The sequence below is a fragment of the Spiroplasma endosymbiont of Panzeria rudis genome, from assembly GCF_964019705.1.
GTDB lineage: Bacteria > Bacillota_I > Bacilli_A > Mycoplasmatales > VBWQ01 > Spiroplasma_E > Spiroplasma_E ixodetis_A.
In genome coordinates, this window is the sequence record NZ_OZ026460.1 from 777,849 (window position 1) to 804,729 (window position 26,881).

30 protein-coding genes and 1 pseudogene are annotated in these 26,881 nt (G+C 22.1%); 18 read left to right on the top strand and 13 right to left on the bottom strand.

What is annotated here, in order from left to right; translation table 4 throughout:
• Positions 1-57: 57 nt before the first annotated feature.
• From AACK89_RS04385 to AACK89_RS04440, 12 genes are all read left to right on the top strand, one after another.
• Complete coding sequence (locus AACK89_RS04385; protein WP_338977436.1) at positions 58-438, top strand: hypothetical protein; 381 nt, start codon at positions 58-60, stop codon at positions 436-438.
• Positions 439-576: 138 nt separating this feature from the next.
• Entirely contained in the window at positions 577-1,122 is a 546-nt protein-coding gene (locus AACK89_RS04390) for a hypothetical protein (protein WP_338977437.1), read from the top strand.
• A 12-nt stretch (positions 1,123-1,134) separates the two neighbouring features.
• Positions 1,135-2,454 carry a hypothetical protein gene (locus AACK89_RS04395; protein ID WP_338977439.1) on the top strand — a complete coding sequence of 440 codons (1,320 nt, stop codon included), beginning with the start codon at positions 1,135-1,137 and terminating at the stop codon, positions 2,452-2,454.
• A gap of 3 nt (positions 2,455-2,457) precedes the next feature.
• Positions 2,458-2,748, top strand: coding sequence for a hypothetical protein (locus tag AACK89_RS04400; RefSeq protein ID WP_338977442.1), 291 nt, complete (start codon positions 2,458-2,460; stop codon positions 2,746-2,748).
• A complete protein-coding gene (locus AACK89_RS04405) occupies positions 2,714-3,592 on the top strand; it encodes a hypothetical protein (RefSeq protein WP_338977444.1) in 879 nt (292 codons plus the stop codon). Before AACK89_RS04400 ends, AACK89_RS04405 begins: the two co-directional genes overlap by 35 nt.
• Positions 3,592-4,503: a hypothetical protein gene (locus AACK89_RS04410; RefSeq protein ID WP_338977445.1), complete on the top strand. Its 912-nt coding sequence runs from the start codon at positions 3,592-3,594 to the stop codon at positions 4,501-4,503. Before AACK89_RS04405 ends, AACK89_RS04410 begins: the two co-directional genes overlap by 1 nt.
• The gene (locus AACK89_RS04415; RefSeq protein WP_338977448.1) at positions 4,504-5,022 is read left to right on the top strand and encodes a hypothetical protein; all 519 of its coding nucleotides are present in this window, start codon (positions 4,504-4,506) and stop codon (positions 5,020-5,022) included. It begins immediately after the preceding gene.
• A gap of 3 nt (positions 5,023-5,025) precedes the next feature.
• Complete coding sequence (locus tag AACK89_RS04420; RefSeq protein WP_338977451.1) at positions 5,026-5,373, top strand: hypothetical protein; 348 nt, start codon at positions 5,026-5,028, stop codon at positions 5,371-5,373.
• Positions 5,374-5,416: 43 nt separating this feature from the next.
• The gene (locus AACK89_RS04425) at positions 5,417-6,856 is read left to right on the top strand and encodes a hypothetical protein (RefSeq protein WP_338977453.1); all 1,440 of its coding nucleotides are present in this window, start codon (positions 5,417-5,419) and stop codon (positions 6,854-6,856) included.
• A gap of 4 nt (positions 6,857-6,860) precedes the next feature.
• Positions 6,861-8,342, top strand: a complete 1,482-nt coding sequence (locus tag AACK89_RS04430; protein WP_338977456.1) for a hypothetical protein — start codon at positions 6,861-6,863, stop codon at positions 8,340-8,342.
• Complete coding sequence (locus AACK89_RS04435) at positions 8,336-9,691, top strand: hypothetical protein (RefSeq protein WP_338977459.1); 1,356 nt, start codon at positions 8,336-8,338, stop codon at positions 9,689-9,691. Before AACK89_RS04430 ends, AACK89_RS04435 begins: the two co-directional genes overlap by 7 nt.
• Complete coding sequence (locus AACK89_RS04440) at positions 9,618-12,593, top strand: hypothetical protein (protein ID WP_338977462.1); 2,976 nt, start codon at positions 9,618-9,620, stop codon at positions 12,591-12,593. The genes AACK89_RS04435 and AACK89_RS04440 overlap by 74 nt, the downstream gene beginning before the upstream one ends.
• A 361-nt stretch (positions 12,594-12,954) precedes the next feature.
• Here AACK89_RS04440 and AACK89_RS04445 read toward each other — a convergent pair whose 3' ends face one another.
• The 11 genes from AACK89_RS04445 to AACK89_RS04495 form a co-directional block, all read right to left on the bottom strand.
• Positions 12,955-14,397: a hypothetical protein gene (locus tag AACK89_RS04445; protein WP_338977464.1), complete on the bottom strand. Its 1,443-nt coding sequence runs from the start codon at positions 14,395-14,397 to the stop codon at positions 12,955-12,957.
• A gap of 196 nt (positions 14,398-14,593) precedes the next feature.
• Positions 14,594-14,779, bottom strand: coding sequence for a hypothetical protein (locus AACK89_RS04450; protein ID WP_338977466.1), 186 nt, complete (start codon positions 14,777-14,779; stop codon positions 14,594-14,596).
• Entirely contained in the window at positions 14,779-14,907 is a 129-nt protein-coding gene (locus tag AACK89_RS04455) for a hypothetical protein (RefSeq protein WP_338977469.1), read from the bottom strand. The genes AACK89_RS04450 and AACK89_RS04455 overlap by 1 nt, the downstream gene beginning before the upstream one ends.
• 3 nt (positions 14,908-14,910) lie before the next feature.
• Entirely contained in the window at positions 14,911-15,465 is a 555-nt protein-coding gene (locus AACK89_RS04460; RefSeq protein ID WP_338977472.1) for a hypothetical protein, read from the bottom strand.
• Positions 15,458-16,183: an ERF family protein gene (locus AACK89_RS04465; protein ID WP_338977474.1), complete on the bottom strand. Its 726-nt coding sequence runs from the start codon at positions 16,181-16,183 to the stop codon at positions 15,458-15,460. The genes AACK89_RS04460 and AACK89_RS04465 overlap by 8 nt, the downstream gene beginning before the upstream one ends.
• A gap of 14 nt (positions 16,184-16,197) precedes the next feature.
• On the bottom strand, positions 16,198-16,368 hold the full coding sequence (locus AACK89_RS04470) for a hypothetical protein (RefSeq protein WP_338977476.1): 171 nt from the start codon (positions 16,366-16,368) through the stop codon (positions 16,198-16,200).
• Between the two features lie 128 nt (positions 16,369-16,496).
• Positions 16,497-16,688, bottom strand: coding sequence for a hypothetical protein (locus AACK89_RS04475; protein ID WP_338977477.1), 192 nt, complete (start codon positions 16,686-16,688; stop codon positions 16,497-16,499).
• Positions 16,678-16,920 (bottom strand): hypothetical protein, encoded by a 243-nt coding sequence (locus tag AACK89_RS04480; RefSeq protein ID WP_338977480.1) that lies wholly within the window; start codon positions 16,918-16,920, stop codon positions 16,678-16,680. Before AACK89_RS04480 ends, AACK89_RS04475 begins: the two co-directional genes overlap by 11 nt.
• Positions 16,920-17,096 carry a hypothetical protein gene (locus AACK89_RS04485; protein WP_338977482.1) on the bottom strand — a complete coding sequence of 59 codons (177 nt, stop codon included), beginning with the start codon at positions 17,094-17,096 and terminating at the stop codon, positions 16,920-16,922. The genes AACK89_RS04480 and AACK89_RS04485 overlap by 1 nt, the downstream gene beginning before the upstream one ends.
• 246 nt (positions 17,097-17,342) lie before the next feature.
• Positions 17,343-17,831 (bottom strand): hypothetical protein, encoded by a 489-nt coding sequence (locus AACK89_RS04490; RefSeq protein WP_338977483.1) that lies wholly within the window; start codon positions 17,829-17,831, stop codon positions 17,343-17,345.
• 314 nt (positions 17,832-18,145) lie between these two features.
• Positions 18,146-18,283 (bottom strand): hypothetical protein, encoded by a 138-nt coding sequence (locus tag AACK89_RS04495; RefSeq protein WP_338977485.1) that lies wholly within the window; start codon positions 18,281-18,283, stop codon positions 18,146-18,148.
• Positions 18,284-18,359: 76 nt separating this feature from the next.
• On the opposite strand from AACK89_RS04495, the pseudogene AACK89_RS04500 reads away from it, so the two are divergent.
• A pseudogene (locus tag AACK89_RS04500) lies at positions 18,360-18,590 on the top strand (IS3 family transposase); the annotation flags it as partial.
• Between the two features lie 617 nt (positions 18,591-19,207).
• Here AACK89_RS04500 and AACK89_RS04505 read toward each other — a convergent pair.
• Together AACK89_RS04505 and AACK89_RS04510 are read right to left on the bottom strand one after the other, a co-directional pair.
• A complete protein-coding gene (locus tag AACK89_RS04505) occupies positions 19,208-19,612 on the bottom strand; it encodes a hypothetical protein (protein WP_338977488.1) in 405 nt (134 codons plus the stop codon).
• A gap of 403 nt (positions 19,613-20,015) precedes the next feature.
• On the bottom strand, positions 20,016-20,375 hold the full coding sequence (locus AACK89_RS04510; RefSeq protein ID WP_338977491.1) for a UPF0236 family transposase-like protein: 360 nt from the start codon (positions 20,373-20,375) through the stop codon (positions 20,016-20,018).
• 230 nt (positions 20,376-20,605) lie between these two features.
• Between AACK89_RS04510 and AACK89_RS04515 the strand changes: the two genes are divergently transcribed.
• The 5 genes from AACK89_RS04515 to AACK89_RS04535 all read left to right on the top strand — a co-directional run bounded on the left by AACK89_RS04515 (position 20,606) and on the right by AACK89_RS04535 (position 26,879).
• On the top strand, positions 20,606-20,857 hold the full coding sequence (locus AACK89_RS04515; RefSeq protein WP_338977493.1) for a hypothetical protein: 252 nt from the start codon (positions 20,606-20,608) through the stop codon (positions 20,855-20,857).
• 169 nt (positions 20,858-21,026) lie between these two features.
• On the top strand, positions 21,027-21,422 hold the full coding sequence (locus AACK89_RS04520; RefSeq protein WP_174480004.1) for a terminase small subunit: 396 nt from the start codon (positions 21,027-21,029) through the stop codon (positions 21,420-21,422).
• Entirely contained in the window at positions 21,416-22,774 is a 1,359-nt protein-coding gene (locus AACK89_RS04525) for a phage terminase large subunit (RefSeq protein WP_338977494.1), read from the top strand. Before AACK89_RS04520 ends, AACK89_RS04525 begins: the two co-directional genes overlap by 7 nt.
• 3 nt (positions 22,775-22,777) lie before the next feature.
• On the top strand, positions 22,778-24,079 hold the full coding sequence (locus AACK89_RS04530; RefSeq protein WP_338977495.1) for a hypothetical protein: 1,302 nt from the start codon (positions 22,778-22,780) through the stop codon (positions 24,077-24,079).
• A complete protein-coding gene (locus tag AACK89_RS04535) occupies positions 24,048-26,879 on the top strand; it encodes a hypothetical protein (RefSeq protein ID WP_338977496.1) in 2,832 nt (943 codons plus the stop codon). Before AACK89_RS04530 ends, AACK89_RS04535 begins: the two co-directional genes overlap by 32 nt.
• Positions 26,880-26,881 lie beyond the last annotated feature (2 nt).

A 26,881-nucleotide genomic window follows, 5' to 3' on the forward strand; every position in this document is an offset into this window, starting at 1 on the left:
TATGATAATTGTAAAATGATATAATTAAATATATATGTTTTAAAATAAGGTGATAATATGCCAGAAAAAGAGAAAAAATATGGTGAAAAATTAAGTGTTAATTATAAAACTCAAATTGATAATTATTTAAGAACCAAGAAAGTTATATTAACACCACAAGGATTAAATAATGCACTTGGAATTGATAGAAAATTTGTTTATGATTGCCGACGTAGAAGCAATCCATGACGTAAAAATTTTATTAAAGATTATGATAATGCAAGAGCAATAATTTCAACTCATATGTTAGAAAAATCATTAGTAAAACCAGAATTAATTTATAAACATTGACAAGTTAGTTATCCAAATGAAATTGATATTAATGAAGAAGATAATAACACACAAAGTAATATAATTATTAATATTTCTGAACCTAGAAAAATAGAAAATAATGATTAGAAACCTATAATAAATATAGGTTTTTTTCTTTATTTTAAAGGGTAAAAATGATATAATTTAATAAAGCGATTATGTTATTTTTAACATAAGTTACAAGGGATTATCAAAAAAGCGATTATTAAACAAGGGAGTATTTTTATGTCTAATTTTGAAGTTAAAGAAAAAAAAGAAACTTATTCTTTTGAAGAATTACAAGAAACTTTAAAACAACAAAGAAATGTTGTATATGCTCAAGCAAAAGATGAATTTCTTAAAAAAGAATTAGAACCTAAATTAACTGAATATGAAACTAAAATAAAAGAATATGAAAATAAAATTAATAGTTTTGAAGAGCAACAATTATTTTCAAATATTAAAGATACTAAAAAAGTAAATTTAATTAAAAATTTAATGAGTACTGATAATTATAAATCTTTATCAAAAAAAGAAGCATTTAATAAAATAAATGAAGATTATAAAGATTTTTTAATTGATAAAACAGAACCTATTAAACAAGAAAATAAACTTAATTCAAATGATTTTAATCCTAAAACTCTTTTAGATTTACATACAAATAGTATTAATCCAGAAGAATTAGAAAGAAAATTAAATGAAAAAGCAAAAACTACAGGTATTACTGATGTTAATGAATTAGAAAAACTTGTAAATTTAGCAAGAGGAAATGCACTTCAATCTATTAAATAGAAAGAGGATAAAATGGCAATTCCACAAATACCTAAAGCATTTATTATTGGTGGTAATTCTCCTACTGAAAATGCTGTTTTAAGTGTACTTGAAGCACAAGTACGTGGTGAATTAACTGCTGAATTAAGTACTTTATTTATGAGAAATACTGTTACTGCTGACCAAATAGCAAATATTAGTGGTGTAGCAATGGCAATTTATAGAGCAACTGTTCGTGTATTATGAGGTTCAACATGAGATGAATTTACTGGTACAAAAAGACAAAAAGGAACAGTTAAAACAACAACATTAATTATTGATAAAGAATTAACAATTGATTTCAATATTCCAGAATTTGATATTGAAAGATTTATGACTTCACCAGCAAATATAGCAACACAAATTGTATCAAATTGAACAAGTTCATTTATGAGAAATTTAAGAGAAAATTTTGAATTAATATTTTTACAAGGTACAAAAGATTATGCAATTGCTAAATCATTAGTATTACCTTTAAATTTAAATAATATGACTAAAGAACAAGCATTAAATGCTTATTATACAATTGGAGAAAAAAATAATAAATTAATTAAAAAAGTAGATGATATTACAGTTGGTATTAATAAAGTAGATTTAACTGGTGCTTGTGGTATTGATAGTAGTTTTAATCTTGCAAAAGCATTTACATTATTAAATTATGGACAAATTTCAGCAAATACTTTAGCAACTGGAAAAAGATATACAAATCAAATTATGGGAATGGAATTTTATGAAAGTTTTTATTTAGAACAAAATTTTATACATGATACTGTTTCTGGTATGCATTTAGAAAAGGATTATAAATTATTAGATTTATTTGGAGTAGTTTATAACAGATATATGTGAGGTATGCCTATTTCATTTACTAAAGTAAGAAATAAATTAGATAATGCTACAGATAATATTCGTATTATTGGTAAAGCATTATATGCATTACCAAGTGCTATTAGACCTAATTTAATGTATATTATTCAAGAAAAAATGCCAACAGTAGATGAAATTAAAGAAGCAAGAACAAAAAATTATAAAGTTGATGCAACTAATATTAATGCTACTTATCAAAGTACTGATTATGATAATATGAATATTTTAGATTTACAAGATGTAATTTATTATAAAGATTTAGGAAAAATTACTATTGCTGGTGATAATCCTACTAGTGATGAATTAGATACTGCAGTAGTAAAAATTGGTAATGTTGGATTTACACCTAAGAAAGCCACATATAGTGCTATAACATCTACTTCTGCTACTATGACTGGTAATAAAACTGATTATTATGGAACAGTTAAATTAACATTTACTAAGGCTTAAATTATGGAATTTATATATAAGTATTTTAATGATAAATCACATATTATTATAAATTCACCAAAGCCAGAAGATTTAAATAGTTCACAAGATATATTAGCAATATTACTTTATGAATTTTCAACATTAAATCCTAATTATATAAGAGTAAGTAATGTACATGATAATTTTGCTGTTTGTGTTGGAGATAATATTAATTTAAAAGGTAAAATAGTTATTAAAATTGAAAAATCTACTAATTTATTAAAAGGAGTAAATAAATATGCCACAACATGCTGAGACTACACAATTGAATAATTATACTTTATTAAAAATAATACGCTCTTCAATAAGTCCATTATCTGCAATGATAGGTATATCTGCTTATTATGGTCAATTAATAGGTAATCCAGTGTTAGGTTCAATTAATAGTTTATTATTTGGTAAAAAATTAGGTTTAGATATATGAAATTTAAATCAAATGCCAAGTGCAAAAACTAAATTATTAAATAGTTCTAAAAAAATATTACTAGGTTTAGGAACAATTGGATTAGCCAATTATAGTAAATTTATAAACACTATAATTGAACCAATAGAACCAACTACAACACCTATGCCTATAACTAGTACTACTATAATCCCTATACATACAACAACATTAAGTACTACAACTACTAGTACAACAACTGTTAATCCATTTCCAGATAATTTATTTAGTATTTTATTTAATAATAATTCTAATAATTTAATGGATTGAGATACTTATATTTCATTAAATGCTTATGGTATAGCAAATGTTATTAGTGGTTTAACTGAGTTAATACCAAATAAATTTGAAGCAATAAAAAAGATTTGTAATATGGCTACTGGTGGATGTTTAATATCAAGTGGTGTTGCAATGGGTATTAATAATGATTTTAATAATGCTTATGCTATTCCTACAATAGTTGCTGGTGCAAGTGAAATTATTCATAATTTATTACCAATGGAAACTAATCATAATAATACAGAAATGCAAGAAACTTCATTTACAAATGAAATAGCACATTTAATTAATAATGATAATAGATTTTCAATTAATAGTGAAACAAATAGTCAATATGGTAGTGATAATATGAGTGAAGTACCATTAACATGAGATTATAATCACATGAGATTATAATGTTACCTTTAATTATTGAATGAATATATTATGCTTTAGCTAGTAATGATATTAAATTAGCATTAATAAATGCTTTAAAACAATATTATAAAAATCAATCATTAAAAGCAGTATTTGAAAATGAAAATATTAGTGAAAAAGAAATACATCAACCATATAGTGTTTTTAATCCAAATATACTTAAAAAATTAATAAGTATATTAAAACCTAGTGAATTATCTATATTACAAAATGAAATTAATAAATTTAAAAATCCAGTAAATAGTTTTAAAAAATCTATTATGTCAACAGAAATTAGAACTGTTAAAAATTATGTAAATAAAGTAAATAATTTATTTAAAGATAATGAAGAAGAAATACCAGATAATGCATGAGAAGTATTATCAAGTTCATGATTTAAAAAAGGAAGATTTATTATTGATAATAAAAATTTAAAAATTGGAACTTTAACAACATTATTTCAAAGTGATAATGATAAAAGACAAATATGATATGGTCCTTATACTTATCCAGCATTTCCACAAGAAATATGAATATTAATGACACAAGCTAAAGGTAAAAATGGTACTGGTGCTGGAACTATATTTTGAAAATTTTGAAATAGAAAATGATTACCAAGTCAATTAAGAAAATATGTTAAAAGTGAATTAGCAAAAAAAGGTAAATATTATGGTTCACAAGATACTAGTGTAATTTATCCAAATAATATTAATGTACAAAAAACTATGCATTTTATTAATAGATTAGAAAAAGGTTTTTTTAAATTAAAAGAATATAAAACTTTATCTAAAAATGAAATAGGAAGTAATCAATGAAGATATGAAAGAAAACAATTATTAAAAAATTCTTTACATACAAATAAATATATAAAAATTAAAAGAAATTCTAATTTTTATAAAACATGAAAGTAGGTGATAATTATTATTGAATTAGATAAACCAATTAAACCAATTGGTATATGAAATACTATTAATCCATTAAGTAAAGATAATAAAGAATATAAAAGATTAAATAAAATTTGATTTAATAAAAATAGTACTCATATAGATAAAATTAAAATTTTAATATCAAATATTTTAAAAATAACTAGTCATAGTCTTGGTATGTTTATAACATTATTTTTTACAATAACACCTTGATTAATACCTAAAATACCAATATCAATGGGAATAGGAAATTATACAAATCAATATAATTTTACTTGACCTGACCATTTAATATTAACTTTATTTCCTATGTTTGGTCATATTAGTTTAAATATTATTACTAAATTAGGTAATTATGGAAAATTAATTAAATATATATTAATAACTATACCAATTATTATTACAAGTCCTTATTTAATATATCAATATAAAGAAATTAAAAAACATAAAAAAGAATGTCAATTATGTAAACAACATTCAAATAAAATACAATTGGAGGAATAAAAAATGAATTTTTCAATAGAATGAATTTCAGTAATATGTGGAGCAGTAGCTACTGGAATAACTATATCAGGAGGATTAGCTTTATCTAGTAAATTAATTAAAAAATCAAAACAAAATAAAATATCAAAAGAATTAAAAAGAGATAAAGAAATTGAATTTATTAAATCAAATATTAAACAAATAAATTCTCAATTACAATTAGAAACTACATCAATTGCTAAATCTTTAGATAGTTTTAATAATGATAATGAAAAAGATGAAGTATTTAAAAATACTATTATTAGTCAAAGAGCTTCTAAAAAAGAATTATCAGAAAAAGATAAGAAAAAAGCAACTAAAGTTGGAATTTAAAGGGTTTAAATACCCTTTATTTTACATTAAGGAGTAAATTATTATGGCTATTAAAGACCCAATTTTATTTATAACAGTTGAAGAATTTAAATCATCTAAATATTTTAATGAATTATTATTTGATAAAGTTACTACTCCAGATAATGAAATTTGATTTGCAATATCTGTAGCAAGTAGTAATATTGATTACTTAAGTGGTTTTACTATTTCAAAAAAATGACCAGAAATAACACCAACTGATTTTACTGATAATATTCAAACAGCAACTACTCATTATGTTAGATTTTTATTAACTAAAGATGTAGATTATTTACGTGGTCAAGGTTCAATTAGTCAAGGTGGATTAACTTATAGTGAAACTAATCCAGATGACCCTTATTTTATACCACCAGAAGTATTTAATTGTTTAAGAAAAATTAAAGAATATCCAAATATTAAAGGTTTTAATTTAAAAGGTATAGAACCACAAAAAAATAATTGATTTAATAAATTTATTTCAAATTGTGGTGAAGATAGTCCTTTAAATGCATACATACCTTATAATAATATAAAATCATTAGATTCTAGAACTAAAATTACTATTATTCATCCACAAAATATGTTAAGACCAATTGTTAATATTGATACTACTGGTATTAATACAAGTACTACTATACCAGATTTTAAAAGTCCCAAAGAAACTATAGATATTAAATATTATGAATCTAATCATACTGTAAATGCAGATATTAGTAATAAAATACAAAATGAAATAGATAAAAAACAAAATAAAAGTGAAACAGTTTTTATTTGAAAAAATAGTATTGGTTCTAGTGGTAAATATGATGGTGGTGGCTATTTAAGTATGTCTAATAAGCAAATTACTAGTCTTGGAACTCCTACATCACCAAGCGATGCAACTACAAAACAATATGTTGATGATAAAGTAAATATTAAACAAGATAAATTAACTGCTGGTGAAAATATTACTATTGATGAAAATAATAAAATTAGTGCTACTGGTGGTGGTAGTGAATCATTATGAGAAATAGACCAAAATAGTCCAAATATAATACAACCTAAAGAAAAAAGAATTATTACTTTAAATAATACTAGAATGGTTGATATAGCAGACCCTATACAAGCACAAGATGCTGTAAATAAAAGATATGTTGATAATAAGATACAACCAATTCCAAGTATTCCACAATGAAAAGAAGTAGGAACAAAAGTTAATATAAATCATATTAAATATGATTTTAAATCAAATACTAAATATAAAATTTATTATAATTTTGAAAGTCAATCAAGTAGTAAAAAATTTGCTTTTATTTGTAAAGAATTTTTATATGGTGAGTTAAATACTGATGTTCAAACTTTGGATTGAGATAAAGTTAATGATAGAATAATGATTTCTTTACAAATGCAAAATGATACTATTGCTATTGTTAGTGACCCTACAAGATATGGTCAACTTTTAAAATTAGAAGAATTACAGGAATAATATTATGAATAAAGAATTTACTTATTTACATGAAATTAGTTATTGATTATTAAATAAAAGTGATTTTACTCATAGTGAATATAATTTAAGTGGAAGTAGATATTCAAGTAAAACATATAGTATTGCAGAAGAATTAGCAATATTAATTGCAATTTCAATTAAAGTTAATAAATCAATTGCTGTATATTGTTTTAGAAAATTAAATAAAGATATTAATGATTTAGTTAAAGAAATTTATAATGCTTTAATAACAATTGGATTAAATGATTATAAAGATTTTACTTTAAAATATCCAAATAAACAAGCAGATTTTCGTTTTAAAGGTAGTAAATCATTTATTAGAGTTATGGGTGTATATAGTAATAGTAATGATAGAATCCCTTTAAAAGGCCTTTCTCGTAGTGAAATAAAAGGTTTTGATTTAGCCATTGAATGATGTGAAGAAGCCAATGAATTTAGTCAACAAGAATTTCAAGCAATAACATTTGCATTAGGTAATGCTAAAAAAAGAATAAAAATAAAAAGTTGTAATCCAGATAATATTTATCAATATTTTATTGAATATATGAATAAAATTGTACCTTTTAATTTAGAAATAATGAAGTCTAAAAATGAACAAATTAAATCAATTTTTGATAATAATATATTTAAATTATTTCATTATTCAAATTGAAAAGTAAATTCTCATAATTTGACATTAGATATGATTAATGATTTAGAAGAATTAAAAATATTAGACCCTATTAAAGCACAAAGTTGATATTATGGGGTACCTAGTATTCTTACTGGTGCTATATTTGCAAGATATTTAGATAAAGTAAATACTACATTAGATTTTCAAGTTTCTAAAATAACTGGTGGTTTAGATATAGGTATGGCAACAAGTTCAAGTGGTCATCCAACTGCTGCTTCATTATGATTTATTGGTAAAAATAATATTGGTAGAAGAGCACATAAAGAAAGTGAATTTTATCATTCAAATGTAACAATGCAATATAAAGATACTGATACTTTAGCAAATGATATTATTAATTATTATTTAAATGAAAGTAAACGTTATATAGCAATGTTATTTGGTTTTACTTGTTATGTTGATTATGGTAATGGTGGATTAGTATTTATTGATGTTTTAAAAAGTTGAGTTAAAAAACGTAATATAACATGATTAAAATTTATAGCAGTAGATAAATCAACATTATATTTAAATGATAGAATTGATTTTACAACAATTTGTATGCTTAAAAATATTATTAGTTTTAATTGAGAAAGATGTCCAGAAACTAAAAGACAATATAGTTTAATGCAATGATTAGATAAAAAGAAATTAGATAGTAATAATAATACTCCAAAAATGTTAGATTTACATGATGATACTTGAGATAGTGATATGTATGCTTTAATGCATGAAATGAAATGATTAATTAATGGTATTAATAATAAATTATTAATTAATAAAAATAAATTTAATGGTGATGAATTATGATAAATACAATGGAATATTTAAGTTGTGATAAAAGTAATTGATATATTGATATACCTATGATTATTGCTCAAAAATCAACTAAATTATGATTAGGTAAAGGTTTTTTATTTAATTCAAGTAAAAAAGAAATATTAGATTATCTTAATGAAATGAATTTAAAAGATAAATGATTAGAAAAATTTTATAAATTTGGTTTACAAAATAGTTTAATGGGTAAAGTATTTATTATGATTATAGTTAATGAAGATAATAGTAAATCACTTAAAATATTACCTAATAGTTTTTGTGGTAGAGTTGCTAAATATAATGAACAAGAACAATCAGCAGAATTTTATTTTATTAATGAACAAGCAGATAGTGCAACTTTAACATGAGTAACAATACAAAATGGAAAAGTTAAATATGAAACATATAAAGATAATAATAAAGATATTATTTTAGGTTCTACAAGAACAAAATTAAAACCAAATATTACTCCTTTAAAAATTTATGAAATTAAAAATCCATTTAATTATATACCTATTTTTGAAATAACTAATTTACCAATTATTAATTTATATGGTAATGCTACAACTTTAAATGCTTATCCAGATTGTACACCAGTATGAGATTTAATTTGAGATTTAAATCGTGTAATTAGACAAAAAAGATTAGAAAGAGAATTAAATGTTACTACTTTATTTGCTGCTTTAGATAATGAAACAGTTAAAGAAATGCAAGAAAATGGTAATATTGTAGAAAATCCTAAAAAAGATATGTTTGTGAATGTTGGTAGTGCTGGTTATGATAAAAATGGTAATGGTGGTATGCAAATTATTCAAGGTGACCCAAAATTTAATGAATATTGATTAGATTATAATGGTACTGCTAAAGCCATATTTAATGGTGCTGGTTATGATTATGATGAACATGGTAATGATGTTTATACTAATAAAACACAATCAATGTTTAATAATAAATTTGATATGGAAACAACAGAAATAAAAATAGCATTTTATAGTGCTTATTTTTATCGTATATTTGATTTATTACTTATTAGTGAAAATTTATGAAATGGTATTGGTGAAAAACCTTATAGTTTTAAATTTATTCCTATAGCAATGACTGACCAAATAATACAAGACCAAATTATTAATTCAAGATTAAATAATGGCACAATGACAATAACTGAAGCAATTGGTGAATATGATAATATTGACCAACTTATGGCTGAAAATAAATTAGAAAATATTATTAATGAAAATCAAAAATTAAATAAAGATTTAGGAGGTAATAATAATGAGCAGACACCAACAAATACAATTAATGAAACACGCTCACATGAGATTAAAAATGCAACAAATATTAATTAAAAGACAATCACATTGAAAAATATTTCCATTTATTATAAATAATGGTGCAATACCTTTAACTGAAACTGGTTATAAACCAATTAATAGTAAAATAAGTGATTTTGGTCAATATGAATTAATATTAACTGGTAATACTCCAGTTGTATGTATTTGAAAAAATAGTACAAAAATATATCAAAAAAATAAAGGTAAAATTGACCCAAATACTCATAAAGCGAAAGGTCAAGATGAATTTTATACAAAACAATATAAAATTGGTGATTATTGAAATGCTTATTTAATTGATGATACAAGTGGAGTTGATTTTAGTAATTTACCAAATAATCAAATATTTAAAACTGTACAAACTAAAAGACAATATACTTTAGTTATGTTTGAAGAACATATTACAATTGATGATTATTTACAATTCTTTTGTGTATTTAATGATGAAAATGAAAATATTGGTGGTAATACAGGTAAAAATCAAGATAGACAATTATTATATATTTCAAATGTAACAAATTATTATAGTCCTTATAATGGTGCATTTAGTATGCAAGTATTAACTTTTAGTAGTTTAAATGATAGAGTAATAAGTAGTGGTCAAAATACACTTGATTTTGTACAATATGCAAGCTCGGGTAGTGGTTATGCTTTTCCTACTATTCAACAAGGAAAAGTAACATTAAATCGTACTTTAATGCGTGATATAGGAGTAAGATATTCTCATAGACAAAGTTATGGATTAGAATTATTATCAAGTTGTTATTATTATGGAAGACCTATTATTCAAGGTCAAGAACCTATTCAACAAAATAATGAAGAAATATTTGAAAGTAAAGTATTTTCTTCAAGAAGATTATTTATTGCTGGTAATAATGAAAAATCTACAACTAATATTAAAAATAATGGTGGTTTACTTGCTGGTATAAATGATAAAATAACAACAAGTAGTCATCCAGAAACTACATTTTATAATATTATGGATGCAAAACCTACTGGATTTACTAATTTTAAAAATTTTACAGAATGATTAAAAACTTCATTAAATTTTCAAGATAATTTATTTGTAACAAAAGATTTTAAAGGTATGTTATCTTTTGATAAAGATAAAGCAAGATTAAGTAATGCTGAAGATATTGGTAATGCTAAGTTTTTTTGAGATAGTGAATGAAATATAAATAATATTTCTGGTAATTATAATGTAGATATGAGTAGTAATTTTAAATATAAAGACCCAGAATCTGGATTAATTATTGGTTCACCAACTGTAGATTATTCAAAAATAAGTCAAAAATATATGTCAGCAATATTAAATTTTAATTCAGTTGTATTTAGTCCTTTAATACAAATGCCTTATGATTCAAATCAATGATTACCTTTTGCTTTAAGTGATATTCCTTTAATTGGTAAATTATTAAATGCTTTAACATTAGGTATTTGAAGTAGTTGAGTTATTACTCAAAATTTTCAACAATATAAAAAAATGTTATATTTTAATGGTTTTATGAGTGCATTTTTTACAAGTAATTTAGAAAGTATTATTGGTAATGGTGGTTTAATTCCTTTAAATGTATTTACAAATGATAATGATTTTACTATTGGTAAATTATTAGGTGCAAATGTTTCAACAACTGCTATGACAATGAAATTAAGTGATAGAGTAAGTGTTTATCCATGAGACCCTAGTTCTGGTAAGAAATTAGAAACTAAAGAACAAATAAGTACAGTTGATTTATCACAAAAGAAAAATAATAAAGTTTATATTTTAGCAGAAGATACTGAATTTTTAGATATTGCTTCACCATTTACAAATGAAGATAAAGATTGTCAATGAAATCCTACATCAAATGGAGTAATTGACGGTTCAAATTATGCTTATATTATTGATACAATTGTTACACAAAGTTTACATCAAGGAGAAGAAAGACATACATTTTATAGTGATAATCCATTTACTTATCAAGGTGATTATAATGAAATATCAGTTGCTCAATTTCGTTATAATAATATGGGTTATTTAACTGGTAATGCTTTTAATTGAACTACTTTATATAAATTAAATCATGATGAATATGAAGAAAGTGAAGAAACAACATTTAGTTATCCAGCAAAAATATTACCACCAAGTCCACAAAATATAGCAAAATCAATCGTTATTATTCCGGATTTAAAAATTGATATGACAGCAAATAATTTACCTTTAACAGATACAAGTTCAATACCAGTAAAAGATAATACTGAAAATTGATGACAAGTAAATAAAAGTAAACAAGTTAATTATGAAGTTGATTTAAAATCATTATTAGACCCAACATTATTAATTAATACTTTTAATGATTTAAAACGTTATTATAAGAGTATAACTATATATTATGATTATGATATTAAAACCGAAAAAGCAATCCATAATAATTCAATTCCAACTATAACATCAACTTTGTATACTGATTTTTACATAGAAGAAAAATTTTTAAATCCAAAAAAAGATGTTGGTTTTAAAGAAATTCAATTAAAAGATTTAATTTTTAGAGATATACCACCACGTAATGGAAATCATATTTATCATTGAAATCATAATAAACAAGGTACTACGGTACAACTTGAAAGAGAAAGCGGGATATCATATATGTATGGAAGAACTGATACTGATTACCATTTAAATGGTTATAATTTTACTATAAATGATAATGGTAATGTTGGTGGTTGAAACATAAAATATGAAAATAATCAATTATTAGGTTTTTGTATAGTTAATAACTATCTTAAATGAAATTTTTATTTACAAACAACCATAGGTAAAATCGAAGATATGTGATATATTACAGGTAAAATTGGTGAAAATGATAAAGCATACGCTAGCATATATATTAATAGTATTAAAGCAAATATATATAAAATAGTACTAAATTCAAGATAATTATGATAATATAATATTATTAAATAATAAAGGAGTAAATGATGGATACAAAAAAAAATGTTACAATTCATGAAATAGAAAAAGACAAATTTACTACTAAACTTTTTAATAATAATTTTTTTCTAATTTCTGTTACTATAATATCTATAGTAGTTTTAATGATAATAGTTGCTTCTCTATTTTTTGCATTCTTTTGAAAATAATATTCCCCCACAATCTTAAATAATGTATAATAAGATTACTTACTTATGTAAGTATATGAAATAAAAGTTCTCAAACTTATATTGTTGTTAGGTTGGCACCTAATTAAAAAGTTACCTTAATTGGTAACTTTTTGTTTATAATTAATAGATTTAGTAAATTATACAGCAGCAATGGAACATACTCCTCTACCAATTGTTGCTACTCCATTAATAATATTGCCAATTACAGGAACAGAAGTTCCAACAGTACCAGCAACACTAATAACAGTACCAACACCACTGGTAGCAAGTCCTATACCATTACATTTTGATATATTTTGTAAGTCTTTAACTCTTTTATCTAATTCATTAATTTCATTTTTTAAATTTTCAAAACTATCTTTTAATCCTTGTACATTTTTGTTTAATTCTTCTAATTTTCAGTCGTGTTCTATTAAGTTTGAAATATAATTTCAATCTCTAATATAACCTTTAATTATTTCTTTTTCTGTATTTTTAGCATTTCATTTTTGACTTTCAGTATATGTTTTCAAAATTTCAATTTTTGTTGGTAAATTTTGATTATAATCATTAATGTGTTCTAGTCATTGTATAACTTTTGAATCGTTTGCTATAAAATTATTTAATTCATTAATTTTAGTTTGAGTTATATAATTAAATATTGGTTTTAACTCACCATAAGAATAATCTTTAGTGATAATACTAAACAGTTTCATTGAATAAGTTGAACTAAAATGCGAATAATCAGTTTTTTTTACAATAGAAATATTATTGGCATTAAAATTAGGGTATTTCTGTTTAAGTGCTCCAATAATGTTATTGTTATTATTATCCATAATCACTCCTAAATAAATATTTATATCTTTATTTCAATCAGGAAAATCTCTTTGTAAATTATCAAGATATTTATTTGGATAAGAATTTTGATCATTACTATCTACTTCAGAACCTATATATGTATATATTTCTCATACCTCTTGATTATCCTTATCGAAATTAATTTTTATTCGATTTTTTTTACTACTATCCTTAAAATTATTATTAATTGATGAAAAAGACAAATGAGTTTGAAATCCAATTTTTTCAATATCATTTCAACTAACTCTTCAATCTAATTCAAAATTATTATTATTATACATAAAATATATTTTATCCTTAAACCTATCTGAAAAATGATTAGCTATATAATAATCATTACTACATTCAGAATTAATATAATAATCTTTTATAATTTCTTCTCAAAATTCTGGTGTAAATTCACAATAAAATTTTCCACCTGCTCAAAAACTGTAATCAATTTCATTTTTCTTATTATTTAGACTTCTTTTAACTATATTTCTGCTTTTTTCATTGCGATGTTTGTGTGGAATTGCTTCAAATTCAACTGGGTTTAAATTACTACTTCATGGTTTGATATCTAAATGTGTTTGATGATTTTTTGTAGAATTTAATTCTACACTAGTAATATTTTTGCTAGCTCAATCTTTAATCTTTTGATTATTATCAATTGACTTAGCATATATACCTTGATTTTCAGAATTAAATAATGGTGCACTTAATACTCATAATTTAAATCAATAACTTGGATTAAAATATTTCATTATAAATATTTCCTTTCATTAATAAATATGTGTTAAAAACAAAAAAAGAAAAAACTACTCTAATTTCAACGAATTAGAAAGGCTCTTCTTTTTATTTTATCTATTTAAATAAAAATATTTTCATTAAGTTTTTAACAATTTAATTATATACATAAAAATTTTAAAATGTGAAAATATAATTTTTTTAAAATTTAATTTAATTATTTTTATAATATTCTTTAATTTCTTTTATTTTATTATTAAAATCTAATTTATGTTTTTTACACATTTTAAAAAATTGAATTGTAGTATCTTCTAAATCTAAATTTTTTAAAGTAACTAATACTTTATTATTACAATCTTTAACAATACATTTTAGTAATACTTTTTCTTGTTTTTGCATTAATTATCTTCCTTTTTACAATTACATAAATTAATTGATATATTTAATTGTTTTAATTTTTTTAAATTTTCTGATGATTCGATAATTGCATTTTTTGTAAAAATATCCATTTCAAATTCTATTTTCATTATTTACTCCTTATTTAAATAATATCAACCAATTAATAAACTATCTGCTTCATCATGATTTGATATTTTTATATTTCATTCATATTTTTCATTTAAATAAAAACATATATCTTCACTTATTTTTTTATTTCAATTTTTTAAAGAAATATTAGTAATATTATTATCTATATATCATTTCTTTCATGAAGAAGGACTTATTAACATATTTTTTGTTAATAATTTATTAAATTGTCCAGCAATAAAACCACGTAAATGTTCTTGTGTTTCATAACCAATTCCATTTTTTGAATTAAAAGTACCGCGTTCAATAATTAAATCTAATTCATTATAAGTTATTATTTCTGTTTTCCTAATCATATTAATTATAAAAATTTGCATACCACTATGTACATCTATATTTTTAAAACTATAACTATTAACAAATATTGGTTTTCATTTGTATATGTATTCTATTTCATTATAATTAACTTCACATTCACTAATTCTTTTTGTTTTTTCTCATAAAGTAAATCCAGTATTTTTAATACTTGGGTCAATTGAAAGTAAATAATTATTCATAATTTCTATACTCATTTTTATTATTATTTTTTAAATTTTTAAATCTTTCACGAATTTCTTTAAATTTATCAAATAAAATTTTTAAATAATTTTCACCCATTAATATTAAAAAATCTTTATTATTATTTGGATTTAATCTTTCCATATCTTCTCTTATACATTCATCAAATAAAACTGTATTTGTAATCATATATTTTTCAAAATAATCTAATTGTTTTTCACTTGGTTCTCATTTTTCATTAGATGCTTTTATATTATTAACGTAATTATTTTGATATTTATTATTATTTTGTATTAAATTAACATTATCATTATCTGGGTCAAGTTCATCTTCACTTAATAAAAGTAAATTCATTAAGAAATATCTATAAGCATAAGTTTCTGCACTACCTTTTGCTTTTGCTATATCTGTATTTTTAGCACAAGCAAGTATATCAAAATATTTAATTTCTTTATCATTATCTAAATCAATAATTGTATATCTTTTAAAATAAGTTATTTCTACTTCTTTAGTATCTAAATAATTTATTTTTCTATCTGTTGTTAATATATCTTCATGTGTAATAACAATATTTAATTCTTTACATAATAATTTAAATTTATTAAAAATATCACTTAATAATCAATATTTATAATTTCCAAATTTATTAAAACCATTTTTAGGTGTACTACCAATTTCTAATTGTAATTTAAGTATTTTTTTATATAAATTATTCATTATAATCACTCTTTCTATTTTTTATTTTTTTTAATTGCATTTTTAATTAAATTTCTTACAAATTCAGATACAGTTATATCTTTTTCTTTACAAAAATCTTTTAAGTTTTGAAATTCTAATTCTCTAAATCTAATTATTAATATTTTATTTAATAATTCTTTTTTAGATATATTTTTAGGTGACATTATTATTCACTACTTTCTTTTTTAAAAGCATTTTTAATACTTTCACCATATATACCATTTTCAATATCTTGAAAAAATTGTTGTAAATTATTTGTTATTTCTTGAAAACTTTTATTTTTCATTATTTATTACACTCCTTTAAAATTTTCTAATTGTAATTCATTAATATAATATTCATATAAGTAATCTCAATTATTTGATGTTAAATACATATCTTCTTCAATCATGTCATTAATACATTTATTACAATAATAATTATTATCAATTCCATGTAATTCAGAAAATCAAATATATTTTTCATTATGTATATTACATTTCATTTTTAAATTCCAATTTATCTTTTATTATTTGATTTTTTCTAATTATTTCTTGTTCTAATGAATAAATATATTCTGACATTCTATTTATTATTAAATTTATATAGTGTAATTCTTCGTCAATATTATTAAATGCAATAGTTCCTATTTTATTTTTTAAGTTTTCTAATAACTTTTCCATATCTTTTTTCATTACTATATCACTCATTTGTTTTTGATTTTGATTAAAATTCATTATATTTTTTCTCCTTTTTGTAAAATATCTTTTATTATTTCTAATTCAGTCATTGTAATTTCATTTACTTTAATAAAATTTTGTAATTTTTCAATTTCTTCTTTATACTCTTTAATATTTTCTTTATGTTGATTAATTCTGTCATTAATATATTCTAATGGTGTATTTTTAATCATTATTATCACTCATTAATTTATAAAAACATTTATTACAAGTTCTATTCCCATATGATGAATTTTTATGACAAATATCACATGAACCTTTAATTCTATATTCTCTACATTCCATAATTATTTATCCCTTTCTATAATTTTTAATATTTCTTGTATTTCAATATATTTTTTATTTTTTAATAATTTTTCATTACATATTTTTTTTATTAATTCTATTTTTTCAACATTTAATAACATATTTAATTTCCTTTAATACTTTAAATAAAATATTTTTTCATTATGAGTTTCTATATTTTTCATTGGTGTAATAATATAATTTATTGCTAAATCATTATGTTTATATGGATTATTGATTTTAAAACTTTTCATATCTTGTTCTCATGTAATGTTATATTTAAAACATTCTTGATTTTTATCATTTTTAAAAATATAATAACCATTATATTGTTCATAAAATTCACAAGATATTAATTCATTTTCATTTCTAGTAATATTTGGAATATTTTTAATATATTTTAAAATATCACTACCTTTAACACTTTCAATATCTTTTGTTATTGATTTTTTACCTAATTTATAATAAAAATCTTCAATTATTTTTAATGCTATTTTTTTATTTTTTTCATCAATAATAGTATCTTTAATAGGAAATCATGTTTCATATTCACCAATTTCTAATAACATACCTTTAGTTGTTTCTTTAATTTTATTTTTAATATCTAAATTAACATTAATCATTACGTTATCCTTTCTATGTATAAGCCTTATCACCTACAGTGATAAAAGGCTTATATACTAATAACTACTTATTACTATACGTAAGGCTTATGCTACTGTAGGTAGCAAAGCCTTGGAGGGTAGGGGTTCTAGGGGAAGGGAACCAAAATTTTTGAAATTTTCAAAGAGCAACACAAAAATTACTATTGGAATATTCCAGCACAATAGCCTAAATAATTTTTTTATTTAGTTATGTAATAATTAATTACTTTAATAAAGTGCTGGTTTAATAAAATAATTAATTATAATTTTTTAACAATTAAAAAATGAGAGTATTATCTCTCATTTAAGTTTTTATTAAACATAACCATTAACTTTATACGCCCAGCAAGACAAGACACTGACTTACCGCTTTGATATAAAGCTACTATTTGTTTTTTAAATTCATCGGTATATGAGTTAATATTGGCCATAATTATAGTTCCTTTCTTTTAACTAATTTGTTCACTTGTCTACGTAATTAGTGTCCAATAAAGTGTAACCTATCCACTTTTACTAGCATTCAATATTAATCGCTCTTTAAGCAAAAAAGGTTGTCCTTATGATAACGCTGTTGCTGAAGCAACTTTTAAAACTTTCAAAATTGAATTTATTAATGATAAAAATTTTACATCATTAATCCAATTAAAATTAGAATTATTTGATTACATCAACTGATATAACAACATAAGAATTCACAGCACTTTAAACTACTTAACTCCAGTTAATTATCAAAAATAAATGTCTACCAAAAAATAGTCCTAAAAAGGGTTGCCATTCCAGAGTAGTAGGATTAGATAAGTTGGATAATATATTACAAACTGAAAAGAAAGAAACTGAAAATACTGTATGCCGTGCTTGTTATTATAGAAATAAATATTCTAAGAAAAATAAGAAAGATGTTAAAATAGAGTAAACCTATATTATTGGTCGAAGCCAACCAGAACCTTGGTTGGTTGGCCGTGGCGTTTACGCCACTGGGGTAAGTTGCGAAGCAACTAGGGGCAACGCCCCTATATACTTGTTCTTTTTTAGTATTTGATATTTTTATTTTTTGTTGTTTATAAAGATTATTTAATTCATTAAATTTGTCGATAAGAATTCATATTGATTCATGATATTTTTTTATTTCTAAATTTAGTTGATTAATTTCTATTTTCTGTTTTTCAGTGGACGTATAAGATTAATGGATAGAAAGGAACATCAAGAGCGATAAACTGATGTATTTCTATTTTTTGTTAATTTAATTATATCATAAATTTTAAAAATATTAAAAAATATAATTACAAAATTACATTTAAATAACACAAAAATTCTAATCTTAAAATTAGATTTAAAAAATATTAAATTGTATTATTTTAAGTACTATTCATATAACTTCTAGAATTTAAATAATTTGCTTTTGCTATTAACATATTATTTAATGTTTGATAATTATATATTTTAGCACCATTAGTTAAAGATTTTAAAAAATGATAAACATCACTTTCAGCACTACAACCAATATTTCAGCTAGCATTTTGATTTACAATACCATGAGCATTATTTTTAAAATAATTATAAGTTTTTTCATTAACATTAGGTTTTAAAATATTAATTAATTCATTATAATTACCACTTGAAAAAGTAGTTGAAGAATCTAAAAATTTTTTTCAGTCATGAGATTCTTTTTTCTTACCACGAACTCCAACAAAAGATTTTCATAAATAACTATAAGCGTGATATTTATCTAAAATATAATAACATCCTAATCAAGTAGCCATTGCTTTAATTCATAATGCACCATCACCAGCAATTACTAAATTATAATTATGATATTCTCATTGAACACCTAATATATTTAAATTAATATCATAATGATTAAGAATAGTTTGTGTTGTAAATTGATATAATTCATGTTGATTTAAACAATTACCAGATTTAAATAATAAAAATGCAGTTATTTTCTTGTCTAATTTATTTCTATATGAATAAATTTCTTTTTTTCCTAAATTAAAAGTTAAAATTCTACAACAATATTGCTGTTTTAAACCATTTTCATCTCAACAAGTTACAAAAGCATCATCTGCACATATATTTAATTTTTGATTATCTAATACTTTAAATTTTTGTTCTGGTATTAATTTTTCAATTTTTGCATTTTTAAAAATTCTTGAAATAAAATTTTTAGAAAAATAAGTATATTCATATTCTGCTTGAATATGTGTATAAGTTTTTTATTAAATTACTAAGTATTTTTAATTTTAAATCTTTCATAACTCTTGCACGTTTTTCAATATTAAATTCTTCATCAGTAAAATAACGAGTTCTTTTTTCTATAATATCTCAATATATTCTTCTATTAAAAGTTACAAATCCAATTTCAGTATTTACTGTTCTATTACGTTTTTTTGAAACTTTATATCTTTCTTTTTCTTCTTTAGTTCTATTTTGAAAAAAATTTTCATCTCAATACTCGACTTCTTTGACAAAATATGATTTAATATCATTGATTTTATTGTTCAAATAATTTTGAAAATTAAACATCTTTCAACACCTTTCTATTGATTTTTTAACTCCAAGCATTGTATCAAATTTATTAATTTAATGTTGAAAAATATTTATTTTAATAGTATAATATTAAAGAACGATAAAATTGATAGTGATGTATTTCTAATTTAACCGTTTAAAGATAACTTTTATTAGTTATCTTTTCTTTTTTAATAAAATAATGTACAATAAAGAAAAATGTAAATAGAAAAGGAAAAAAATAATAAATGATAGCACTATGAATATTATTAGGAATAATAGGGGCAATTACGTGAATTTTATTAATAAAGTATGGAATTAAATATTGTAATAAAAATAATGCCATAGGAGTGGTAATGTTATTTATTTCTTTAAATATATTAGGATTAGTTATTGGGTTAGCCATTTTATGAAATATTAAAAATAATAATAATGAAATATTAAGATGAAAATTAATTGATTATTTAGATAAACAACTAGAAGAGAAAATAAAAAAATAGCAATATAATGCTATTTTTTGTTATAATTATATTATAAAAATTCAATAAAAAAATATATGAACTATTTAATAAAGTTTTATAAGTTATTGTTGCTACACCTAACTTAAAAGTTATATTAAGTATATCATAAATTTTTGTGTTTTTAAAGCATATGAAAGGAGATTTTTATGTGCAAGAAGAAAAAATAAAAATAAGAACAATTTTTAATGATGCAAAAGCATTAAGAGAAAAATTAGAAGAATATTTTAATCATTGTAAACAAACTGAAGAAGTACCAACTAAAATTGGTATGCTAGTTTATTTAGATATTACAGAAAATACTCTTTATAGTTGAAAACAAAAAAAGAGAAATACTTTTTTACAACAAATTAATTGAGCATATTTACAAATACGCCATATTAATACACAAAGATATTTAAAAGCAAATGCAAATAATACTGCATGATATTTAGAAAGAGCATTTGTGAAAGAATATCATTTATCTACAAAAATTGATATAAAAAGTAGTGATAATACAGCCCCTATAGCAATTAGTTTAGAAAATAAAGGTAAGAATAAATGTTAAGTAATTTTGGTTATTTATTAGATATTGCTAAAAGAATGTATTTAAAACAACCTTTAAATATTACTAAAATTAAACAATTAGGTAGTCGTAAATCTGGTAAAACATTTAGTGATATTGAATTTCTTGGTATTTTATTAATGTTAGAGAATATTAATATTCATGCTTATTTAATTCGTAATATGTCAAAACAATTAAATGATAGTTGACAAGAATTAAAACAAATTATTAGAGCAACTTATCCTAGTATTAATTTTATTATTAGTGAAACTAAAAAAACTATTGAATTTAATGGAAGTAAAATAACTTGTAAATATTTACATGCACAAGATAATAGTAATGTTAAATTAACTGGATTAGCAAGTAATTATTTATATGATTATGTAATTATATGAAGTGATGAAAGATATGAAATTACTGAAAATGATTATCAAGATTTAAAAGATGCTATTCGTGGAGCAAAACAATTATTAGAAATTGAAAGTTGTAATCCTTGGTCAATTCTTAATGAATTTATTAAAAAAACTATAAATGCTTGTCCACAAAATGAAAAGCAAATTATTAATGAATATGAACAATTTACTATTATTGATAATACTATTTATCATTATCAAAATTGAAAATTAAATACTCATTTAAAAGATAGTGATAAACAACAATTATTAGAAATAGAAACTCTTGACCCAATATCTGCAAGAGTAAGAAGTCATGGTTTAGTAGGTTATGAATCTGGTGGTATATATTCACATTTACTTCCAAAGATTAGTAGAGTAATACAAAAAAGTTATAGATTTAGTGCTGGATTAGATTATGGGTTTAAAGATGATGCATTAGCATGTGTATTAATAGGTTTTGATTATGATTTTAATTTTGTTAATGTTATTGATTGTTTAAAAATAGAAAATAAATTAGTACGTTATGATAATAAACAATTAGCAAAATTAGTAGTTGAATTTTATATTAAATTAGCAAAAGAAAATGTTTATTTAGATGAATATGGGTTAACTGTATATTGTGATTTTAGTAATTATACATTTATAGAAATGTTAAATGATACAGCAATTAAATATAGGGTCAGTTCATGGCTATATTTTAAAGATTGTGTGAAATTAAGGTTAGAGTTTAGAATAGGTAAGAATGTGGCTTTAATGGCATCAGAACGCTTAAATATAAACATAAAAAATAATGCTCAGTTATTATTAGATGAATTTAGATTGGCTGTATGAGACCCTAAAAGTATTAAACAAATACCATTACCAGGTAATGACCATTTACGTGATGCATTTGATTATGCAATTGAGCCATATATTAGAAATTTAAGTGCAAATATAAATCCTTATTTTGAAAGGAAGTAAGATATGAGTAATACTGAAATATTAACTCCTAAATGATGTATGATAAATCTTCAAGAAATTATAGCAAATCATGCTTCTAAATTATTATGGGGTAATGGTTATACTTTAACAAGTGAAGATGAAGAATATAAAAAGGCAATTGAAAAATTAAAAGAATGAAATAATTTTGATTCATTATTTTATCAAGATTGTCATATTAAATCTGGTTATGGTTATAGTATTGTTCAAATTGATAAAAGTAAAACTGGTAGAATAGCATTAAATTTTGCTCAACCTTATGCTCAATCAAGAGTTGCAAGAGTATTAGAAACTGAATATAGTGCATCAACATGGTCAAGAGTACAATATGATGACCAAAGTATTTATGTTAAAACAACATATACTCCAAATCAAATAATTAGATATTTTACTAGTGATTTTGTTATTTTAGATGGTTTACAAAAACAAATAAGTGATGATTTAAAATTACCTTTAATAGAAAATCATAATTTAGGTATTATTCCAGTTAAATTTATGCAAAATTTACCTAAAAAGAATTTCTTTGGTGGAGTTATTGGTGATTATTATCCAGATATGACACCAATTAAAAAATTACAAGAATTATTAAATAAAACATTTGAATCAATTAACCATGAACTTGAATGTAATGTTACTCGTGTATTTTTAGATATTACTGAACAAGAAATAAATCAATCTAAAACTGCTTTTGATTTAAAAAAATTAATAGGTAAATTTATTTTACAAGCAAATTTAAGAAGTATGGGAAGTACTAGTGGAACACCACCAATTGCAATATTACAAGGTAATCCAATATTAGATAAATATGCAGATTTTATACAATTTATTATTGATAAAGCATTTGAGGGTAGTGGATATAGTCCAGTAAATGATACTACAAGTCAAAAAACAGAAGCAGAAGTATTAATTACTAATTCAAGAGATATGGAAACTACAAGAATTAAAAGAACTTTAAATCAAAGTGATTGAAATGAAATATTTCAAAGATGTTTTATATTAATGGGATTAGATGGTGATAAATCTAAATGAACATTTGAAATTAAAGAAAATACTATTATAGATAGATTAAAATCATTAGAAATTAATGAGAGAAAATTAGCATTAGATTTAACTAACAGAAAACGTATTCTTGTGCAAGAAGAAGGTGTTAGTGAAGAAGAAGCAATGAACATTCTTGAAGAAAATAGAAGAATGAGAAAAGAAGAAATTGATTTTGATAATAAGTTAGTAAAAGATATTGATGGAGAAACTAAAAATGATACCGAAAATAAATCATCAATTAATTAAAACAGTTTGAAAATCAACTGGTGAAATTGAAAAAGATTTTACACAAAATAAAGATTTACAATTTCGTGTATGTCCTTTTACTATTATTTTAGGTGCTATAAATTCAACAGAAACTGGTTATAAACCACCAACTAGTATTCCTAATGATTATACTTCATTTAGTAAAATCTTTACAGGACGTGAAGCAATACAAGCAATTTGAGACCATTCTTATTTTCCTATTCAAAATAAAGATAATCCAGATGAAGCATATAAACAATTACAAATTGGTGATGTGTTTTATGGAAATATATTATCAGACCAATTAGGTATTACTTATAGTGCTACACCAGCAAATAATGCTTTTATTCAAGAACAAGCAATTAAAAATGTGGTTATTAATATTCCAAATGAAAAAAAGAATTTTGATTTTATTAATAATATTGTTTCAAATTTATATAAGTTATATATGATTCCAGAAATTAATAAAGTTATAAATACTGATAAATCTATTAAAGTTGATAGACAATGATATATTCTTGAAGTTGCTAGTAAAACTTATAATAATGAAAATAAAGAACTTGCTTATATTCAATGTACTTTTAGTTCGTTAAATGATAAATTAGCACATAGTGGATTAGCAATTAATCAATATGTGCAATTAGGGGCACCTGCTGACCCCGTAGCATTACCAGCATTAGATGAAAATAATAATATTGTTTTGGATGGTAATTATTTAACTCCATTACCAGTTACTCATTGTCAAATATCTTTTTATGGTTCAGTAAAACCTATTTCAATAGCATTATGGGGTAGAGATATTGATAATAATCCTATTAATACTAAACAACATAAATATCGACAATATCCAAGTAAATTATTATTTCCATGACAATATCAATGTTCAACTTATGACCCAGTAAGTTTTCAGGCATTACCAGAAACTAATTATGTTTTAACTGTACGTGGTGAAAGTACAATGGATAGTTATCAAGATTGACAAAAAGTAATTTCTCCAAATTATGATGATGGTGCAACTAAACATTATGAAGGTCATTTAAGAACTAATGTTGAAAAAACTAAAAATACTAATAAAGTTGATGTTTCAAATAGATTAGTAAATTATTGAGATAATAATTTTTTAAATGGTGCTGAAATTGAAGATTATAATTATGCAACTGCTGGTAATCCATATTTTCAATATTATAATAAAAATAATAAAAAATTTATTGGTAATACTCATTATAATATGAATAATAATAAATTTAAGCAATTAAATACTATTAATGCTTTACATTATTTTATTTATAATCCTATTAGTGAAATACCTTTAACAGTACGAGAAACTATTAAAATTAATCTTAATACTATTCCAGTATTTGGTTCATTTATGAATTTCTTTGTTGGTGGTTTAGATATTGGAGCAAAGTTAAGTAGTAACTTGTTAATTCCACAATTTAATTATATAAATGGCTTAATATCTGCTGAATTATATAATTTTTATACAACATTATTATATAGTTCACAAAGTACTAATCCAGCATTAATTCCATTAGATGTATTTAGAAATGAAACACCAGATACTATTCAATCTGTATTAGGTACAGCAAGTCATATGACATCATTTACATTTAATTTAACTGATAAATTATCAATGGCAAGTTTTGATATTAATAGTCAAGAATTTAATGATAATACTATACAAGAAACAGTTAATTTAGGTCAATTAGATATTAAAAATAAAAATTTAGTTAATTTATTAGCAAAAGATGATATTGATAAATCATTATTACAAGTACCAGATTTTACTAATACTAATATTGTTAAATGAGCAATTGATATGATTGATATTAAAGTTATTGGAAAAAGTAATTTTAAAATAACATTTTATAGTATGCCTGATAATAGAAGTGGTGCTGTTAATGATAATTTTAGTATTTGAAGTGGTACTTATCAAACAGTAGGTAAAGCAAGTAATAATAGTAGATTAATTCAAAATACATTTATTTTAGCAAATAATACTTTTAAATTTGACCAACCATTTAATTATCCACAAGCAATACAACCACCACCATTAATGCCAAGAGCACATCCTATATTTATTGATTTAAGTAATCAAAGCCAATATGGAATTAATAATAATATTAATTTGATAGGCGGTGCTACTTTAAATTATAAAATGAGACCAAATTGAAAAGAAAATCAAGAGAAAGGTAAATTTTTAAACTATATAGATATTAATGTTAAAGATTATGGATATGAAAATATTGATAAATTTATGAATGATTATGAAAGTATAACATTTAATTTTAATTTTATTATGAATGCAATATACAAAGAAACAAGTAGTGATATTTATAAAAATAGTAAAAATTGAATTACACCTATTAAAATCAATTTAAGTGATATTGGTAATATAACTGATGGTCAAGGTTTAAATGCAAGTTTTCAAGATAATGATATTATTTATAATAACAATTCTGGTAACCATACAGATATGAATAATAATTGAATATTTAATGTAAATAATGAAATTAATTTTAATATTCCTAAACAAACTGCTTCTTTAACGCATGCAGAAAGATTAAATAAAATATATATTAATAATTTATTATGAACAAATGATAATCCATCTAGTGGCCACACAATACCAAGTTCTACTTGATTTAAAATAATGGCATTTAAAGGTGATAGTGATGATTGAATATCAATTCAATATCAATTTATAACAACATTAATTCCAAGAAATGATGATTTTTCATCTGCTAATTGAAATCTTCAAACCACATCCTTAGTAATTAATCCAAAAAATTCAATATAGAA